This is a genomic window from Ktedonobacter sp. SOSP1-85, assembly GCF_016587415.1.
Taxonomy (GTDB): Bacteria; Chloroflexota; Ktedonobacteria; order Ktedonobacterales; family Ktedonobacteraceae; genus Ktedonobacter.
Map to the genome: position 1 here is coordinate 5,155,757 of NZ_BNJI01000001.1, position 19,099 is coordinate 5,174,855.

The following is a 19,099-nucleotide window of genomic DNA, read 5'->3' on the forward strand; positions in this document are numbered from 1 at the left end:
AAACTGGAGATCAGGTGTAGTGTGACTAGAGTGTAGCGGTGAGATTATCACCGCTACATTTTTTTAGCGGTCTTTTTTCTCTTTATCTGATGTCACAGTAATGGTCTGGGCCAGGGCCTCGAGGAGTGCTAAAAGTGCCTGCCTGGTCTCGGCATCTGAGATATCGCCATTGGCGTCCAGTTTCTTGTTGATATGGGGAATCATAAGCTTCCCTTGCTCGGGAATTTTGGTGCCCAGCGCCTTCAGCGTGAGCAGGAGCGAGGCATGGGCATTCTCGCCTCCACCCCATAATGGAGAGGCGCTGATGGCGGCGACCGGTTTATCTGAGAACTCTCCCGAAGATACCGTCCAATCGAGCGCGTTCTTGAGGACTCCTGGAACACCGAAGGCGTACTCGGGTGTGCAGATGAGGACGCCCGCGGCGCTTTGAAGTTGCTGACGTAGAGTACGGACTGCCGCTGGCGGCTCGTCGCCATCCAGATCGGGCGAAAAATGAGGCAGGTCGGCCAGGCCTTCGTAGAGGGTAAACATCATATGCGAAGGTGCCAGGCGCATAATTGCGCGCACCAGGGTCGTGTTCGTCGAACTGGCGCGCAGGCTGCCAGAAATGGCCAGGATATGCATACTATGTTCCTTTCGATTGCTATTTACCAGAAGTTAGCCGTCAGTATACATGTTCAAGTTGACTTGAAGTCAAGGAGCTAATCTTCACAGGAGTGATGTGCGGGAAAGCGGGAAAAGAGGGGAAAGCACGTATATGGCATCTGCCATTATCATCCTTTTTTCTGTGCCTTGCCCCACTGCTACGTTTGCTTGCTTTATAGCGTGTTGTGGAATATGGAGAGCGACTTTTTACCCCCTGGAGAATGCAAGAACTGGCGCATAGGTATCTCTCTATTGTAGAGCGTGGACGTATGGGTAGGCTCTTCTACAAGAGCTATAAGCACGAGGAGGGCAGTGATGGCTGAGCAGGCACAACAGTTCACTGAAAAGCGAGAGGTAAGGCCGTGGAAAGAGTTCGCGTTAAAGTTTAAGAACGACTGGGCCTTTAACTTGTCGGCGGCCCTGGCTTATCATCTCCTGCTGGCGACTTTTCCTGTCCTGGTGGCGCTATTGTCGCTGCTGGGTTTGGTGTTTGGATTTATGGGTAGGGATGCGACCAAAAGCGTGACGGATATGATGGTAAGCGCGCTGCCCTCGGTAACCAATCCTCAGGGAGTAGTGCAGGGAGTGCAGAGTAATCTGAAGGCGTCTTCGAGTATACTGGGCATTATCGCGGTCGTGAGTGCCATTCTGGTGGGGGCGCGGCTCTTTGCGTTGCTAGAAACCTTCTTCTCGATTGTCTACCATGTGCGCCCACGGCCCATTGTGCACCGGATGGCCATCGCGATAGCGGTGTTTATTCTGTTTATCTTGCTGGTGCCGGTGATGAGTCTTGCGGCGAGTATTCCGGTGCTGTTGGCCTCGTTTCTCCAGACGACACCGCTGGGGCATTTCGCGTTCCTGACCTCGGCTGCCAGTCTTCTAGGTGGTGTCCTGGCAGCGTTTCTCCTCTTCCTGGCAATTTATGTAATTGTGCCCAATCTGCATATCCGCCTGCGCCATGGTTGGAAGGGAGCGATTGTCTCGGCGGTCGCGCTGCAACTCTACCTGGTGCTTTTCCCACTTTACGCGGCTCACTTCCTCAAAGGAGCGGTAGGCGCAGTCGGCTTTGCGGCTATCTTGTTGGTATTCTTTTACTACTTTGCCGTGTTGCTCTTCCTGGGCGCGGAGGTCAATGCTTACTTCGTCGAGAGGGTGCGCCCCACGCCCAATGACCTGGCTACCTTTTATAGCACCATGGCGGGCAAGGTCAACGAGGATATCCCCGAGGATGAGTCGGAGGCCCGTGTTGATACCAGGCCAACCGAACATCGCGATAAGGAGCGGTCGGTAAACTATGTCGCTGAGACTAGGGAGCAGGATGTACCTCCGCGAGTAGCACGGAATCCGCGTGTGCAGCGTGAGGTCACTAAGCGACAGCAGCCGGAGCATGAAAGCTAGGGGATGACTTATAGGAGGTGGTGTGGGCGTGGCGCCTTCGTGCCACGCCCACACCACCTCCTAAACCTGAGTCCGGGTGCCTTTCGTAGCCAGATGCGTGTCAGCAACGAGTAGTGTGTTCCTCAGACGACGTCGCGTACAGTGGGACGGGTCAGCAGCAGGAAGAGCGTATAGCCGCCTATGATGAGGGAGCTAACACAGACCGTCAAAGGACCGCCGATTAGCCCGATGGCCGCGCCAGCTGGGAAGTCGCCCAGGGGGCGAATGCCCATAATCATCAGAGTATTGAGACTCATAACGCGCCCACGCATCTGGGGCGGCACGCGGGTCTGCATCAGAGTAATGGTCGTCGCGCCCACGCCATTCTGAGCGATACCAAAGATGAGCAAGGTCAGAAGTGAGAGCCAGAACACGGTACTGAAGGCGAAGAGCAGCAAGGCGCCGGCCCAGATGAGAAGTGAGCCGAGCATGAGCCAGCCCTTCTTCTTGACCTCGCCGAGAGAGGCGACTATCAAGGCTCCCAGGATTGTTCCCAGGCCGCTAGCAGAGAAGAGCAGACCTAGTTGAGCGTCAGTCAGATGGAGTATTTGGGTCGCGAAGATCGGGAGAATCAGCGAAGTCGAGGGGCCGAAGAAGAGCATAATGCCATAGCCTGAGAGCACCCAGGGGAGGACGCTATCGCGGCGTACGGTGCTCAGCGAGGCCTTGATTGAGCTGAGCAGCGGTGCGCGCCGCTCGCTGGTCTCGGCATCGTGAGGCACTTGTAAGAGGAAGAGGACCACGAGCACGCCCAGGAAGCTCACGGCATTGAGCAGGAAGTTGCCCGCGTAGCCAATCAGGGGACCATGCAGGCCAAGGGCATGACCGGCCTGCGCCAGCACGCCAATCATGATACCAGCCAGGGCGGGACCAATAAAGGCCGAGCCATTGAAAACGATGGATTGTAGCGAGATGGCGTTCATCAGATCTTCGCGTGGTACGAGGGTGGGGACGAGGGCCGAACGCGTTGGCTGGTCAAAGCTGAGGACTGTCCCTGAGCAGAAGGCGATCACCACGACCATCCAGAACTGAATTTGACCAGTCAGGGTAAGCACGCCTAGGAGGGCCGCCAGCAGCATCGAGAGCGTCTGCGTAAAGAGCAGGAGTCGACGTTTATCGATGCGGTCCGCGACGCTGCCGCCGATAAAGGCGAAGATAAAGAAGGAGGAGGCCTGGGCCAGCGAGACAGTTCCCAGTGCGAAGGCGGAGTGGTTGGTAATCGCGAGCACCAGGAGGCTCTGGGCCACAATCTGCATCCAGGTACCCACCGAGGACACGATCAGGCTGATCCATAGGAGACGAAAGTTGCGATAGCGCAGCGCGCGAAAGGTCTTGAAGCGCGTTGGCGAGCCTGAAGAGGGCGTTCCCTGTTGGGGTAGGGTTGTGGTCATAAGCGAGTGTTCCATCCTGTCTAGCCATTGCAATGTGAGCAAGAGTGTTCTCTATGCGTTGTACCTCATAGAGGCGCGAGAATGCAAGTTCGGGAAAGTATGTGGTGGGGGGGAGCAGCCTACAACTGCTGACTCTCCACCACATACTTTCCCCTTTTTCGTCATCGTGCTATGCTGAAGGTACCAGTGCGATACAATTGCTTGGAGGAGCAGGGAAGCCGCTTGCGGCCCCTGCTCCTCTTTGTTTGAGTCAAAAAGGACGCGCGATGGAGGGATTGCGAGAATTTATTCGCAGACCGACCGGCGAGGGCATTGCTGGTCGCTTGTTACAACCATTTCAAGCGTTTGTGCAGGCGGAAACGACGAGTGGTTTGATCTTGATACTCTGTATCTGTCTAGCCCTGGTGTGGGCCAACTCTCCCTGGGCGGGGAGCTATGAGCAGCTCTGGGAGATACACCTGGTCATTCTCCTGGGGGGCTACGGTCTGGATAAGCCCCTGCATACATGGATCAACGATGGCTTGATGGTGCTTTTCTTCTTCCTGGTCGGCCTGGAGTTAAAGCGTGAGATCCTGGTAGGTGAGCTATCGAAGTTGAAGCAAGCAATGTTCTCGCTTGTGGCCGCCATAGGAGGGGCCATCTGCCCCGCGTTGATCTATCTGCTCTGGAATGCGGGTACATCGGGCATCAAGGGCTGGGCTATTCCTATGGCGACGGATACCGCCTTTGCGCTGGGGGTACTGGCGTTGCTCGGGGGACGTATCACGTGGAGTCTGAAGGTCTTTGTCATCGCCTATGCCATTTTTGATGATATCCTTGCTGTGTTAATCATCGCGACCTTTTATACCGAGGCCTTGAACTGGCTGGCGCTGATCGCGGCGGCGGGTGTGCTGCTCTGTGTGCTGGGCCTAAATCTGGCGGGTGTGCGCTGGATACCAGCCTATGCACTGTTGGGGATCGTGCTCTGGTGGCTGATGTTCATTTCAGGTGTGCATGCCACGGTGGCGGGAATCTTGCTGGCGCTGCTTATCCCCACGCGAGCGCGTATCAATGCGGGGAAATTTCTGGCCGAGGGCCATGCCTTCCTCGATGAGTTTGAGCGTGGAGGTAGGCCCGGGTTAGGCTTGCACATGAATGACCAGCAGGTGGCGGCGGTACAGGCGTTTGAGGTCTCCTGTGAGCAGATTCAAACGCCATCCCAGCGACTTGAGCACTCGCTCTATTACCCGGTCTCGTTTGTGATTGTTCCCCTGTTTGTGCTGGCGAATGCAGGCCTTGACCTTCGTGTGGGGCTACATCCTGCTGAGTTATTGAGCACAGTTACGCTGGGTGTGATGCTGGGCCTGGTTGTCGGCAAGCAGTTGGGCATCATACTCTTCTCATGGCTGGTGGTAAAAGTGGGCTGGGCGGCTCTCCCCGAGCAGGCGAACTGGCGGCATATCTATGGCGTGAGCTGGCTGGGAGGGATTGGTTTTACGATGTCGCTTTTTATCGCGGACCTGGCCTTTGAGGGGCAGAATCCGCTCCTGCTCACCGAGGCCAAAATGGGTATTCTGCTGGCGGCCCTGGTGTCGGGAGGTGGTGGTTACCTCTTCCTGCGCCTGATGAACCGCGAGCGCGAAGCATCGTCGGAGCGCGTGGTCTCAGAGATGCCTCGGCGGTAAGAGGGGACGAACAGAGTTGTTTGCCCGAAGCCGAGAAAAGGAACGCACTATGTCTTTTCCGCATTCCTCGCGAACGCCTGGTCCCGAGAGCTTGATGCCGCCAACGCGGACCAGAAAGCGCTATGCAACACGCGTATATATAATCGCCCTGGTCGCGGCCATCGGTGGTTTTCTCTTCGGCTACGACACAGGAGTAATCTCGGGGGCACTACTCTTCCTCAAACGGGATTTTGCCCTCACCAACTTTCAGCAGGAACTGGCGGTAAGCTCAGTCCTGGTAGGGAGTCTTATCGGTGCCCTGGTTGGTGGTAGGTTGAGCGATTGGTTGGGCAGGCGCAAGGCGTTGATCAGCATGGGCCTGCTCTTCGCGCTTGGTGCCTTACTCACGGCTAGTGCGCCCAATTTCTCCCTGTTCCTGCTCTGGCGTGTTGTGCTTGGTTTCGCGATTGGCGTCTCCTCATTTCTCGCGCCGATGTATATCGCGGAGATGGCCCCGCCTGCCTTGCGTGGCGGACTGGTCGCCTTTGACCAGTTATTGATCACGGCTGGCATCGCCATCTCCTACTGGGTAGACCTGGCCTTTGCCAATGCCGGAATGGGCTGGCGACCCATGCTGGCGGTGGCGGCTATCCCTGGGATGGGGTTGTTGATAGGAATGCTCTTTCTCACAGAGACGCCGCGCTGGCTGGCAAAGCAGGGGCGCTGGCAGGAGGCCGAGCAGGCGTTGACACATTTAAGTGTCCAGGAGCGTCGCGAGGAGATGGTGGCTATTCGTGAGGCTGTCCGCGATACTCAACATGTGACCCTGGGCGAGTTCGCGCGCGCGGGCATGATTCTGGCCCTGGTAGCGGGCATTGGCCTGGCGGTCTTTCAGCAACTGGTAGGGATTAACACCGTCATCTATTACGCGCCCACTATCTTTGGTTTCGCGGGCTTCCGCTCTGCCTCTGTGGCGATTCTGGCTACCAGTGTCGTGGGCGTCGTGAATTTCCTGACCACATTGGTTTCGGTCCTGATTATCGACCGTGCGGGAAGGCGACCACTCTTGCTGGGTGGCCTGGTTGGCATGTTTGTGGCCCTGGTGCTGATGGGGAGCATTTTTGCGCTTGGAACGTCGCACACGGGCTACCTGGTCTTAGGGGCGCTACTCCTCTATATCATTGCCTTTGCGATTGGTATGGGTCCTGTCTTCTGGCTGATGAGTTCGGAGATCTTCCCCACCTCCTTTCGCGCGCGTGGCGCGAGCATAACCACCTTTTTTAACTGGAGCACAAACCTCCTGATAAGCATAACCTTTCTCTCACTGGTGGCTCACCTTGGTCTGCCTGTAACGTTCTGGCTGTATGCTGGTTTTTGTGTGCTTGCCTTCCTCTTCTGCTGGTTTATTATTCCCGAGACGAAGGGGCGTAACCTGGAAGAGATAGAACGCTTCTGGAAACAGGGCCGCAGATGGGAGAAGCCCGAGAGCATATAGCAATTGTGCTATTGACATCCTCCCCATGGCTAAAGCCAGGGGATTCCTCGAGTCACCTCGAGGGGTTCCTGCTTCGCGGAGTCTTGCCCAAACGAGCCAACACTCGTCCAGGTCTTACGGACTCTCCACAGGCGTTGAGGACCGTGAGCCCCACGGCCACAATGTTCTTTGCCGCGTTGAGATCGCGGTCATGGTGGGCACCACACCCTGGGCAGTCCCACTGACGGACATCAAGCGCTAAGGCGTCGAGGAGATGGCCACACGCGAAACAGCGCTTACTGGAGGGATACCACTTGTCGATCTTGACCAGGGTTCGACCGTACCAGTCGGCTTTGTATTCGAGTTGGGACACGAACGTGCTCCATCCCACATCGCTGATGGCTTTGCTGAGGGTCGGGTGCTTGACCATGTTCTTGACCTGCAAGCTCTCCACGCAAATCGTTTGGTTTTCACGGATCAGACGGGTCGAGAGCTTGTGCAAGAAGTCACGGCGACGATCAGCGATACGGGCGTGAAGGCGCGCCACCTTCAGACGCGCCTTGTCCCGATTCTTGGACCCTTTTTTCTTCCTGGCATGGCGGCGTTGGGCTTTCGCCAACGTCTTCTCGTCCTTGTGGAAGAACCTGGGATTACCCACCACTTCACCTGTCGAGAGGACGACAAAGGACGTCAAGCCAAGGTCAGCGCCGATCGCCTGCTCATTGGAGGGCAAATGGGCAATCTCATCTTCCACCAGGATGGAGAGGAAGTAGCGACCAGCGCCATCTTTGGAGATGGTGACACTCGAAGGAGTTGCCCTATCAGGCAGAGGACGCGACCAGCGAATATCGAGAGGCTCACTCATCTTGGCAAGGGTGAGACAGCCCTTGCGCCAGGTGAAGGCATTGGCGGTATAGGTCGCGGATTGGGTGTTCCGTTTCTTGTGGAAGGCAGGATATTTGGCACGCCCTTCAAAGAAATTGAGAAACGCTTTGTCCAGGTGACGAAGAGCTTGCTGCAAGGGTACACTGGAAACCTCATTCAACCAGTGGGTCTCTTCTTGCTGTTTCAGCTCAGTCAGCAAGAGGCTCAGATCTTTGTAATAGAGGCGTCGCTGCTCGTTGTAATAGGCATCGGTTTTCTTGCGCAATGCCCAGTTATAGATGAAGCGACAGCACCCAAAGGTCTGAGCAAGGATCTGCTGTTGTTGTGCTGTGGGGTACACCCGGTACTTGAACGCGCGTTTCTGTTTCATGCATTACATTATAGCATATAAGATGTAAAGATGCAACAATGTGCACCACCCTATCCATCTCATAAAAGGAACGCGCCATTCATCCCCATGTTTCAAAAACAGGGGTCTTCTGGCGCGGTTTGATAACCCGATGCTCGTGTATTCCTGGTAGGTGGAGTGAGGAGTCGGGTTAGTGAGGAGGCGTGTTATTTGGGGTAGTGGGTGTGGTGCTGTTTGGCGACCTGCGGTCGCCAAACAGCACCACACCCACTACCCCGGCGAGCGCCGCAGGCGCGAGGAGTCGGGTTAATTAGACATTGAAGGCCTGGCGAACCTGGCGGTCAGCCAGGAAGTAGGTCAGGATGACGATGGGCAGAATCAAGCTTAGGATGAATGGGATCAGAGAGAGAAAGCCTTGTGCCCAGGCGGCAAGGATCTCAACAATATTGAGGACTTCGATAAAAACGATGGTGTATAGGGACCAGCGCTGTAGCGACCATAGCCCCCAGGAAAGGTACCCAAGTATGATCCCGAAGAGAGCTGCGAAAAGCCCATACCAGATCGCGAATCCGCGCACATTGCCAGGGACATTGAAGCCAAAGAGTCCAATGCCAAAGATCCAGGTGGCCGCGGCAAACAGGACCAGAATGGCATTAAGCGCTACGATGAGCGAAACGATACTGACGCCCATGGGGCGGCGCGAAGAACTGAGTTGATTCATGCTGTTCATGGCAAACCTCTTGTGCTGGGATAATGGTTATAAAAGGAAAGGTATGCCAGCTAGTATAGAGTACTGGGCACCGGATCCTCATCACTCGGGAGAGTGATTTTTGTCTCTATTTGTGAGAGATTATTCATGAAGTGGAATGCCAGGTGATTGGCTGAGGGCGTTTCTCTAGTGAAAGATGAGGCCTCGCTGGTTGTTTATATTTTTAATACTATTTTTATTGCACAAGCTGCGGAAAAATAAATGAATTAATTGTCATAAAATAGCCATTTTGGCCCTCGTTAGAGAGGCCAGGGTTAGCTGTATGAACCAGGCATCCAGGCCAGAAACAACGTCTAGAATGAAGAGAACTAAGAGTGCGAAAGGTCTTATAGGCAAAACGACGACTTGTGCGTGTAATGAATGAAGCGAGATGACGGCGTTATTCTCACATTGTGAATTAATTGTAATAAAACATGAGCTTTTGTTCAATGATAAATAGAAATATGCTATACTTGCGCTTGTTAATGCTCATGAACATATTGTCACGGTCCTGAGAAAAACAGAAGCAGACAACTATTGTCAAAGGGGAGGATTGAAGATGGCACTCCGGTATGTCCACCAGGAAAAAACTGTCCGAGAGGAGACGCAGCATAGAGAAGTCATGAAGATGAAATATGGTGAGGGGGTTAATAATGAGCGCCAGCGAATATTTATGGAAGCTATGGCCTATTTATCGCTCTACTATCGAGAACAGGAAGGTTTTGATGGCTTTATACCGCGAATGGCGCGTATCCACGACGAAATTATGCAGACTGGAACGTACTGGCAGGGAGAGAAGGAACTGGCCCATGGTGCGCGTGTGGCCTGGCGCAATAACTCACGCTGTATTGGGCGCTTGCACTGGAACTCCCTGGCGGTTCGAGATATGCGGCATGTGCAGACAGCCGAGGAGATTTATGAAGCGCTGGTCGAGCATATACGCGTCGCTACTAATGGAGGGAAGATTCGTTCCACTATTTCCATCTTCGCGCCCCAGGTACCGGGAGAGCCGGGCATCCGTATCTGGAATCCTCAGCTCATACGCTACGCTGGATATCGCCAGCCCAATGGCCTGCTTATCGGCGATCCCATGCAGGAGGAACTGAGCGAGGTCGCGCGCCAGCTTGGCTGGCAGGGAGGACCGGGAACCCCCTTTGATGTCTTGCCATTGATTATTCAGATGCCGCACCAGCAACCGATGCTCTTTGAGTTACCTCACGACGTGATCCTGGAGGTACCCCTGACGCATCCAGAGTATGCCTGGTTTGAGGATCTGGGACTGAAGTGGCACGCCCTGCCAGTCATCTCCAACATGCGCCTGGGGGTGGGTGGCGTCTCCTATACCGCTGCCCCCTTCAATGGCTGGTATATGGGAACCGAGATTGGGGCGCGGAACCTGGGTGATGTTGAACGCTATAATCTCCTGCCAGTCATCGCGGAGAAGATGGGGCTAAAAACGCGCCTGGATCGCGAGCTCTGGAAGGACCGGGCGCTGGTCGAATTGAACGTCGCCGTCCTCTCCTCGTTTACCCAGCATGGCGTGACCATCATCGATCATCATACTGCCTCGCGCCAGTTTATGCATCACCAGCGCAACGAAGAGGAGGCTGGTCGGGTCTTGCCCGCCGACTGGAGTTGGATCGTGCCGCCCATGTCTGGCTCAGTGACGCCCGTGTTTCATATCCCCTACAAGGACTGCACGCTCTCGCCAAACTTCTTTCCCCAGCAAGACCCATGGAAGGAAGCCGCTGGCGCTGTGGATGTCACACAGGACCAGCGTAGGTTGACCTGCCCGGTTGAGGTGATCTCCTAAGAGGAGCAGTCAGTAAGTTGTAGGGGCAGCGCTTGCTCGGCCTCCGAGCGAAGCGACCTTCTCACGCAGGGGACAGTCTGCGGGCCGGGCGAGTCCATGCCAGCATGGACCCTACAAGATTTGTTTCCCCTGAAGCAGGCGTACTAGCTGCTGATGTTGCAGTGGTGTGAGTATATGTTTCTTAATATGCATGTCGCCATATTGCAATGTTGCTAACTCATTGTGAGAAGGGGGAAGAGAACATATGCCTCAACAGGTAAGCTTTATTGGCCTGGGCAAAATGGGCGAACCCATCGCGCGGAACCTGCTCAAGGCTGGCTATGAGTTGCGTGTCTATAACCGGAGTACGGAGAAGGCCGAGGCCCTGGTTGCCGAGGGCGCACAGCGCGCTGAAGTGCCTTTTGAAGCCGTCGAGCCGGGTGGCTTAGTATTCACCATGCTCTCTAATGATGCTGCTGTTAAGGAGGTTGTCGCGGGTGAGCATGGTTTCTTGCATCGCCTGGGTCATGAGGGAGTACATATCTCGCTGAGCACCATCTCGCCTGAAACCTCGCGTGAGCTAGCCCGGCTACATGCTGAATATGGTAGCCAGTATGTGGCATCGCCCGTGTTTGGCCGACCGGATGCCGCCGCTGCTCGCAAGCTCTGGCTCTGTGTCTCGGGTCCCGAAGAGGCGAAGGCGCGCGTACGCCCGCTTCTAGAAGCCATTGGCCAGGGAAGCTTTGACTATGGCGCGGATCCGGGCGCGGCTAACGTCGTCAAACTGTGCGGTAACTTCATGATCGCATCCGCGCAGGAGGCGATGGCAGAGGCTCTGACCCTGGCCGAGAAGAACGGCTTGCAACGCGAGCAGGTGATGGATATGTTCGCGCAGACGCTCTTTGCCTGTGGCATCTATCAAAATTACGGGAAAATGATCGCGCAACAGCGCTATGAGCCAGTCGGCTTTCAGTTAGAGTTGGCCCTCAAGGATCTCAACCTCGTACTGGATACAGCCGACCAGGTGCGTATGCCTATGCCGTTGGCTGGCCTGATGCATGATCGCCTGCTGACGGGCGTGGCGAAGGGACGAGGAGGAATGGACTGGACCGCCCTCGCGAAAGGTGTGGCAGAGGACGCGGGCCTCGACAAAGAGCAGGAATAATTAGGAAGTGTAGACAGAGACGCGGAGAGTCGGAACATAGCCCGGCTCTCCGCTCGTATATGAAGGGGAAATAGAGCGATATGGATCTAGGTCTGAAGGGAAAGGTTGCCATCGTCCTGGCGGCGAGCAAGGGGATTGGGCGCGCTAGTGCTCTGGAGCTTGCGCGGGAGGGTGCGTCTGTCGTCATTGGTTCGCGCGACCAGGAGGCACTGACGCGTACGGCCCAGGAAATTGAAGCTGTGAGCAAGAGCAGGGTCCTGCCCGTGCCAACCGATGTCACCCGGCTTGAGGATATTCGGAATATTGTCGCCACTACGGTGCGAGAACTGGGACGGCTGGATATCGTCGTTAATAACGCGGGCGGTCCTAAACCCGGCACCTTTGAAATGCTTGACGAGGAGCAGTGGGTCGCGGCCTTTGAGCTCAATCTGCTGAGCACCGTGCGCCTGGTGCGCGAGGTGGTACCGCATCTACGGAAGGCGGGCGAGGGACGCATTATTAATATTGTCAGCACCTCAGTCAAGCAGCCGATAGATGGCCTGGTGCTCTCCAACGCCGTACGCTCGGGCGTGGTAGGCCTGGCAAAGACGCTCTCCGTCGAACTGGCCGAGGATAATATTACCGTCAATAACGTCTGCCCAGGGCGTATCCTGACGGACCGGGTGCGCCAGGTGTATAGGATTGAGGAGCGGATAAGCGCTGGCATGAGCGAGGAAGAGGCCCTTGCCAGTGTCGCGCGCGACATCCCTATGAAGCGCCTGGGCGATCCAGCGGAAATGGGAGCGATGGTGACATTTCTGGCCTCGCGGCAGGCCGCCTATATTACGGGGACAACCATTCAGGTAGATGGTGGCCTGGTGCGCGCGCTGTTATAAGAGTGCTGGGCGGAAAGTACTAGAGAGGAGGCAGGGAAATGTCTCCTCTCTGTGGTTTTATGGTGGGAACATAGGTGTATGTAAACCGGGCGCTGGAAAAATGCCTGATTCTGAGCTATACCAGAAAAGATGAATATTCTTACGTGGTTAGTTCACGAAGAACGTGTAGGGTCCATGCTGGCATGGACTCGGCCGGCCCGCAAGCCAATATCCTAATACGGGCAGGTCGCTTCGCTCGCAGTCCATGCCAGCATGGACCCTACAACGGGTGGATGGAAGGGAAGATGTCGTATGCAGTATATTTTTTCGACACGGTCAGCGCGCCTGGGGCAGCGCTGGCGACGTATTGTCCCGCTGATTATGCTGACCCATGTTCTGATATCCATGGACCATATTAACCTGAGTTTTGCCTTGCCAGGGATGGAGCGTTCGCTGGCGATTGGCGCCACGCTGGTGGGGATTGCCGCGGGTGTCTTAAGTTGTGGTGCGCTGCTGGCGCAGGTGCCAGCGGGCTACTGGGTGGCGAAGTGGGGTCCACGTCGTCTCGTCACCCTGGCCTTGTTGTCCTGGGGCGTACTGGCCCTGGCCAATAGTGGTGTGCAGAACGCGACGCAATTGTTGATTGTACGCTTTCTGCTGGGTATGATAGATGGCGCGATGGGTCCCGCGCTGCTAGTGCTCCTCTCGCGTTGGTTTCCCCTGGAGGAGCGAGCACGTGCAAACACGTACTGGATGTTTTGTATCCCCCTGACGTCTTTAGCATTAAAGCCACTTGTGGGGTTGTTGTTGCTATACATGAACTGGCGTATGCTCTTTGTGATTGAAGGAATTGGACCCTTGCTGTGGGCGCCGCTCTGGTTCTTCCTGGTCGCGGATGAACCAGGAAAAGCACGCTGGATCGGTGTAGAAGAACAAGAAGAACTGGAGCATAAATTTGCCCGCGATAAGGCGCGTATGGCAGGAACACGAAAACAGAACTGGCGTGAGGTGTTAAAGCTAGGAAGTGTCTGGGCATTAGGGATAGCATCACTCTTAGGAGCGCTGGGAGCCAGGGGCATGAACTTCTGGCTGCCAGTGGTCATTACGGGTGTGACGCACCAGCGCTCCAGCACAGTAGGTCTGATCGCGGTCCTGCCCTCGCTTGCGGGAATGGTTGGACTCTATATAAATTCCCGGCATTCTGATCGCAGCAAAGAGCGTAAGCGGCACGCGGGCGTGCCTCATCTTCTCGCTGGTTTTGCCTTGCTGGCGGCTGGTATTCTGGTAGTGATCAACCGGAACATGAGTATTGGGAGCCTGGTTATCGCGGAGGGCTGCATGCTGGCGGCAGGTGGCGTCTTCTGGACCCTGCCCGCCTTGCTGTTGAGCAGCGAATCGCTGGGCGCGGGCGTGGGGATGATTGGCTCGATTAGCAGTATCGGTGGGATTGTGGGACCCCTGTTCATGGGCTGGATTATGACGAGCAAAGAGGGAGTGCACGGCATCAGCCTGTTGATGGCCTTTGTTGGCCTGACCCAGCTCATTTCCGGATATATCATTCTCTCCTTGCGTGTAGAGGAGCAGCCAGAGCCGGTGGTGCAAGAGGCAGGCGCGCTACTTGCGTACGCGCCTTCTTCTCCAGGTCAGGAGTAGGCGCGTACGCAAGTAGCGCATCTTAGCCGGCGAATTGAAATTTTGGCAGGCCGGGTACATCGCTCTGGTAGCGGAAGAGGTCGCCGGAGAGTGGATACTGCTTGAGCTGCTCCTGCGAGAGACCCTGTTGGGCGCTGGTGATATAGAGATCGGTGAGCGCTGCCCCACCAAAGACGCAGGCGGAGGAGTGTGGGGCCGCGACCTGGATGACACGCTCTATGGAGCCATCAGGGGCGTAGCGAGTGACGCAGCCCCCGTCCCAGTGCGCGCTCCAGACATAGCCCTGGCTATCCACGACCAGGCCATCGGGCTGAGGTGGATCATTGGGAAGCTGAACAAAGACACGTTTATTGCTAATGGCGCCAGTTGTGGCCGCGAAGTCATAGGCATAAATAACGCGTCGAGGCGAATCGGTCAGATACATAATGGTGTTATCCGGGCTCCAGCCGAGGCCGTTTGAAATGCCAAAGCCGGTGTCCATCACATGGAGTGAGCCATCGGGATCGAGGCGATAGAGCACTCCTGAGTTCAGATCGCCGGTGGTACTCATGGTGCCAGCCCAGAAGCGCCCCGCGCAGTCAACGGCGCCATCGTTGAAGCGGACATTGTTCAGATGCTCCAGCGGACGCACGATATATTCGGGACGTTTCTCCTGGGCATTCCAGTAGGCGAAGCCATCGCGTAGCGCCATGACCAATCCGCCGCTCTTGCGGAAGGCAAGCACACAGACGGGTGTGCCAACATCAAAGCTCTCATGCAACATAGTGCGCGGGTCGAGGCAATGAAAATATTGACCGATGATATCGACCCAGTACAGCGCCTGCTCATCCACGTTCCAGAGTGGACCCTCGCCAAGAAAGTTTTGTGCCGGGAAAAAGAGTACTGCATTGCTCATGAGTGGTTGCTCTACGGCTCCTTTCGTTGTTACAATTTTCTCCGTTCCCACCGTTATTTGAGATAGTTGTATATTGACTCATCAAAATTTGGATGGGGAAGGAGAAATTACTTATAGTATATACCTTGACAGGTTTGGCTTGCATCTTTAGTATACAAGAGTGGTTTTCGGAACGAGGTATTTGCAAGTATGTATTTGTAGGAGATGTTCTGATGGTTGACCGTGTTGGGGCGCAATTTGGTAGTTATCAACTGGTACGCCTGCTTGGAGAGGGAAGCTATGCAGAAGTGTACCTGGGCCAGCATCTCTACCTGGAGCGCCAGGCCGCGATCAAAGTTCAACAAACGGCATTTCTCTATCAAGATGTGCAGGCTTTTTTGCAAGAGGCGCGTACGATTGCCGCGCTCAATCATCCGAACATCGTCCATGTGCTCGACTTCGGCCTTGAAGGGAGAGAGCGCATTCCCTTTCTTGTCGTCGAGTATGCCCCCCATGGAACGCTGCGCCAGCGTTGTGAGACGGGGAATACGCTCTCTCTGCCTGAGGTTTTGGCCTGTATTAAGCAACTTGCGGCAGCGCTGCAGTATGCGCACGAGAGAGGGATCGTCCACCGGGATGTCAAACCAGAGAATGTGCTGATTGGTGCGCAAGGGCAGTACCAACTCAGTGATTTTGGCATCGCCGTTATCTTGCGTAGTTCGTATTTGCGTAGCCACCCTCACTTCGGTGGAACCGTTGCCTATATGGCCCCAGAGCAACATCAGGGGAATCCCTGTGCCGCCAGCGATCAGTACGCCCTGGCGGTCATTGCATATGAACTGCTGACAGGCGCGCCCCCTTTTCAGGGAACGCTGGCTGAGATTGGGAGCCAGCATCTCTTCGCGGATATTCCCTCTTTGCGCGCCAAGCGGCCCTCGCTCCCCCTGGCCGTCGAACAGGTCATTCAAACCGCTCTCGCCAAAGAACCCCAGCAACGTTTCTCTACGGTTGAGGCCTTTGCGCTGGCGCTCGCGGAGGCGGCCAACACAATAGAAGCGTCGTCTGAAGCATGGCTCTCCACCACCACAGGCATGATACCCGTTCCCGCTCAGCAAGTGGGCGCGCCTGTACACCTGGTGGCGGCGCCCCTGGTCGCCGTTAAGCAGATTGCAAGCTGGCTAGATGTCCATATGCAGTGGAACCTCTCAAGCGTGCATAAGCGCTACTGTCACTATCTGCTCTCCCAGCATCGCGACCTGGATGTGAAGGGTCTAGGAACGCAGAGTATGTATACACTGGCCCTGGAGCAAGTCTTTGTCGAGCTGAGTATGGTGCCAACGCCCGTCCACCAGGTATCGGCTGACCCATTGCGTGTGCGTCCGGATCTTGCGCCAGGCGAGCACCAGATCTGGGATTTTCTCGCATCTCCAGCCTTACAGCAGCAACATTTTGTGGTTGTTGGCTCTCCTGGCAGTGGTAAGACAACGCTCTTAAAGCATATGGTGCTGACGCTGGCGAGCCGGCGCAGATTGGAGCAGGGGAGTGCTATTCCCACAAAACTGCCGGTTCTGCTCTTTCTGCGCGATCATGCTCAGACCATCAAACGTCGCGGCGAGCGCTACACCTTAGAGGAAGCTGCTGCTGATCACCACAAGAAATATTGGCGGCAGAGTATGCCCGCAGGTTGGCTGAAGCAGCGCCTGGAGAGTGGCAATTGCCTGATCTTTCTGGATGGTATTGACGAGGTCGCGGACCTCCAGGCGCGCAAGCAGGTGGTGAACTGGGTGCAGCAGCAGATGCTGGTCTATGGCCAGAACCGCTTTATTATTACCTCGCGCCCCTTTGGCTACCGGAGTAACCCGCTGACGGGCGTTACTGTGCTGGAGATGAGCGTCTTTACACGTGCCCAGGTCGAGCGCTTTATCTATAACTGGTACCAGGCCAACGAAATTATGAGTGCCCAGCGCGACGACCTGGAGGTACGAGCGAAAGCGCGGAGCGGCGCGGACGATTTGCTGGGGCGTCTGTATGAAAATCCGGCGCTGATAGCCTTGGCGGTCAATCCCCTCTTGCTGACGATGATCGCGACGGTGCACCGCTATCGCGATACCCTACCAGTGAAGCGCGTGATGCTCTATGACGAGATCTGTGATGTCTTCCTGGGCAAGCGCCAGGAGGCGAAAGGCATTGCGCTAGACTTTACCGTGGCGCAAAAACGCGAGGTATTGCGCTTCCTGGCTTTCTCGATGCTCTGTATGGGGATACGCGATATCCCCTTTGAAGATGCCTATCGCATCATTCAGGCGCCATTATCCCAGCTCGGCACGAGCCTGGAACCAGCGGCCTTTTTACGCCAGTTGGAGAACACCAGCGGTCTCTTGCTGGAGCGGGAGCAGGGGGTGTATAGTTTCGCGCACCTCACTTTCCAAGAGTACCTGGCCGCTGTGCATATCAAAGAGGAGGGGCTGGGCAACTTCCTGGTCGAGCAGATTGCTATTAGCTGGTGGCATGAAACGATCCGCCTCTACTGCGCTCAGGCCGATGCCACCCCTGTTATCGCCGCCTGCCTGGATGCTCAGACCTCGGTCGCCACGCTGACCCTGGCCCTTGAATGCCAGCGTGAAGCCTTGAAAGTCCAGCCCGAGGTTCGCCTGCGTTTGGAGACCTTGCTCAAGCAGGGGGTAGAGGATAGCGACGTAGAGCGGCGGCGTTTGATTACCAATGTCCTGCTCACCCGTCGCTTACAGCAGATGCTACACCTGCATGGAGAGGTCTATCTCAACCCCTCTTTTGTAACCTGTGCTGAGTACCAGCTCTTCCTGGATGAGCAGCGCGCTCAAGGCAATAACTGCTTGCCGGACCATTTGTCTATTTCGGCATTTGAATATGGGCAAGGGCATACGCCCCTACTGGGAATGCGCCCAACGGACGCTGTGGCGTTCTGTGACTGGCTCAATGGGCGGGAGCCTGGCGCCTGGTATTACCGCTTACCCACGCGTGCTGAGGCCCGGCTGGTAGGCGCGGATAAGAGTATCAGATCCAGGCTGTCCGCCTCGCTAGGCTACTGGGTGGAGCAGGGCCAGGGATTTGCCTGGGTCGAAGAGGACGCCTCATCACCTGAGGCCCTGCGACGCATCCTCATGGAAGTGTATAAGCAGGATCTTACCTATAATAGCAAGCTCAGCCAGGAGCTGGAGCAGACTCTGACACGCGTTATCGAGTGTGTGCAGGCGCTACTCAAGATCTATGATAAGCCTGTTATGCAGAATATGTATAAAGTACTGCTCCATATCTGGGAGCACGAACTACCTTTACAACTGGTTGGGGACGTTGCCACCACACTGGGAGAGCTGCTCGCGCAGATGGAGCCGTTGCTCAGCTCTTTCTTCCATGCTCTCTCTGGCGCGTACTCGCTTGCGGAGACCAGGGAGAGCGAGCGCGCCCTTATGCGTGTGCGCAAGATCCAGTTCAGAATCGAGCAGGCTCAGGCGCTTAAGCGAGCCATACAACGCGCGCACGTTGTCGCGCTTGCCAGCAGTATGGATTTAGATCAGGGGCGCCCGCTCTCCTATGATCGTCTCTTGACGCTGGCATGCACGCGCGAGAACGCCTGCAACCTGGATCGTGGTCGCGAACTGGCGCCTACCTTTGCCTTTATGCAGGAACACCTGGCAGCGTTTGTGCGCAATAGTGCGCGCGAGTTTCAGCGTGTCCGCCTGCAAATGCACGAGTTGGAGCGGATGTTGGCCTTTATGCTGGATCGTTCGCGCCTCATGCCGCTCTATGAAGAGGCATCGAGACCGAATAATGAGAGCGAGGACTATCTGCGCAGGTATGTGAGGAGTATTCTGCTCTCGCTGGCACTCTATGTCTATGACTGGCGGGCGCGCCCCTCGGGTTCACCTGATCGGGGGAGTGAAGAGCATGTCGGGATGGCAGCAGGTGGGGGGCCACAGCAAGCGGAAGCGTCTGTTGAACGCGTGCTGGGGCACTACCTGGATCTCTACATTGCTCTCGTCTTGCTGGAGAAACGTATTCAGGGGCAGATGGCTCCCCATGAGGGCATCTTGCTGGTACGAGAGCGGCGTATAAAGCATTAAGATAGTGTATAGAAGATTGCGTTTGTCTGCGTCATGCACCGCATTAGCGGTGCATGACGCAGACAAACGCAATCTTCTATATTTATATC

Annotated in this window: 13 protein-coding genes; 8 read left to right on the plus strand and 5 right to left on the minus strand. The window is 55.9% G+C overall.

Annotated elements, in window-relative coordinates; translation table 11 throughout:
- Positions 1-63: 63 nt before the first annotated feature.
- On the minus strand, positions 64-624 hold the full coding sequence (locus tag KTE_RS21515) for an NADPH-dependent FMN reductase (RefSeq protein WP_201384480.1): 561 nt from the start codon (positions 622-624) through the stop codon (positions 64-66).
- 336 nt (positions 625-960) lie between these two features.
- On the opposite strand from KTE_RS21515, the gene KTE_RS21520 reads away from it, so the two are divergent.
- A complete protein-coding gene (locus KTE_RS21520; RefSeq protein ID WP_201384482.1) occupies positions 961-2,043 on the plus strand; it encodes a YihY/virulence factor BrkB family protein in 1,083 nt (360 codons plus the stop codon).
- A 122-nt stretch (positions 2,044-2,165) separates the two neighbouring features.
- Here the strand turns inward: KTE_RS21520 and KTE_RS21525 are convergent, their stop codons facing one another.
- Positions 2,166-3,473, minus strand: coding sequence for an MFS transporter (locus KTE_RS21525; RefSeq protein WP_201384484.1), 1,308 nt, complete (start codon positions 3,471-3,473; stop codon positions 2,166-2,168).
- A gap of 266 nt (positions 3,474-3,739) precedes the next feature.
- Here KTE_RS21525 and nhaA point away from each other — a divergent pair, with 266 nt between their 5' ends.
- Positions 3,740-5,137: a Na+/H+ antiporter NhaA gene (gene nhaA / locus KTE_RS21530; protein WP_201384486.1), complete on the plus strand. Its 1,398-nt coding sequence runs from the start codon at positions 3,740-3,742 to the stop codon at positions 5,135-5,137.
- Between the two features lie 49 nt (positions 5,138-5,186).
- Entirely contained in the window at positions 5,187-6,611 is a 1,425-nt protein-coding gene (locus KTE_RS21535) for a sugar porter family MFS transporter (RefSeq protein ID WP_201384488.1), read from the plus strand.
- A 52-nt stretch (positions 6,612-6,663) separates the two neighbouring features.
- On the opposite strand, the gene KTE_RS21540 is transcribed toward KTE_RS21535, so the two are convergent.
- On the minus strand, positions 6,664-7,845 hold the full coding sequence (locus tag KTE_RS21540; protein WP_201384490.1) for an RNA-guided endonuclease TnpB family protein: 1,182 nt from the start codon (positions 7,843-7,845) through the stop codon (positions 6,664-6,666).
- 289 nt (positions 7,846-8,134) lie between these two features.
- Complete coding sequence (locus KTE_RS21545) at positions 8,135-8,554, minus strand: hypothetical protein (RefSeq protein ID WP_201384492.1); 420 nt, start codon at positions 8,552-8,554, stop codon at positions 8,135-8,137.
- A gap of 577 nt (positions 8,555-9,131) precedes the next feature.
- On the opposite strand from KTE_RS21545, the gene KTE_RS21550 reads away from it, so the two are divergent.
- From KTE_RS21550 to KTE_RS21565, 4 genes are all read left to right on the plus strand, one after another.
- Positions 9,132-10,385 carry a nitric oxide synthase oxygenase gene (locus KTE_RS21550; protein ID WP_201384494.1) on the plus strand — a complete coding sequence of 418 codons (1,254 nt, stop codon included), beginning with the start codon at positions 9,132-9,134 and terminating at the stop codon, positions 10,383-10,385.
- Positions 10,386-10,629: 244 nt separating this feature from the next.
- Complete coding sequence (locus KTE_RS21555; protein WP_201384496.1) at positions 10,630-11,529, plus strand: NAD(P)-dependent oxidoreductase; 900 nt, start codon at positions 10,630-10,632, stop codon at positions 11,527-11,529.
- Between the two features lie 80 nt (positions 11,530-11,609).
- Entirely contained in the window at positions 11,610-12,404 is a 795-nt protein-coding gene (locus KTE_RS21560; RefSeq protein ID WP_201384498.1) for an SDR family oxidoreductase, read from the plus strand.
- A gap of 291 nt (positions 12,405-12,695) precedes the next feature.
- The gene (locus KTE_RS21565) at positions 12,696-14,036 is read left to right on the plus strand and encodes an MFS transporter (protein ID WP_201384500.1); all 1,341 of its coding nucleotides are present in this window, start codon (positions 12,696-12,698) and stop codon (positions 14,034-14,036) included.
- A gap of 22 nt (positions 14,037-14,058) precedes the next feature.
- Here the strand turns inward: KTE_RS21565 and KTE_RS21570 are convergent, their stop codons facing one another.
- Positions 14,059-14,931, minus strand: coding sequence for an SMP-30/gluconolactonase/LRE family protein (locus KTE_RS21570; protein ID WP_201384502.1), 873 nt, complete (start codon positions 14,929-14,931; stop codon positions 14,059-14,061).
- A 212-nt stretch (positions 14,932-15,143) separates the two neighbouring features.
- Between KTE_RS21570 and KTE_RS21575 the strand changes: the two genes are divergently transcribed.
- On the plus strand, positions 15,144-19,010 hold the full coding sequence (locus tag KTE_RS21575; RefSeq protein ID WP_201384503.1) for a protein kinase: 3,867 nt from the start codon (positions 15,144-15,146) through the stop codon (positions 19,008-19,010).
- Positions 19,011-19,099 lie beyond the last annotated feature (89 nt).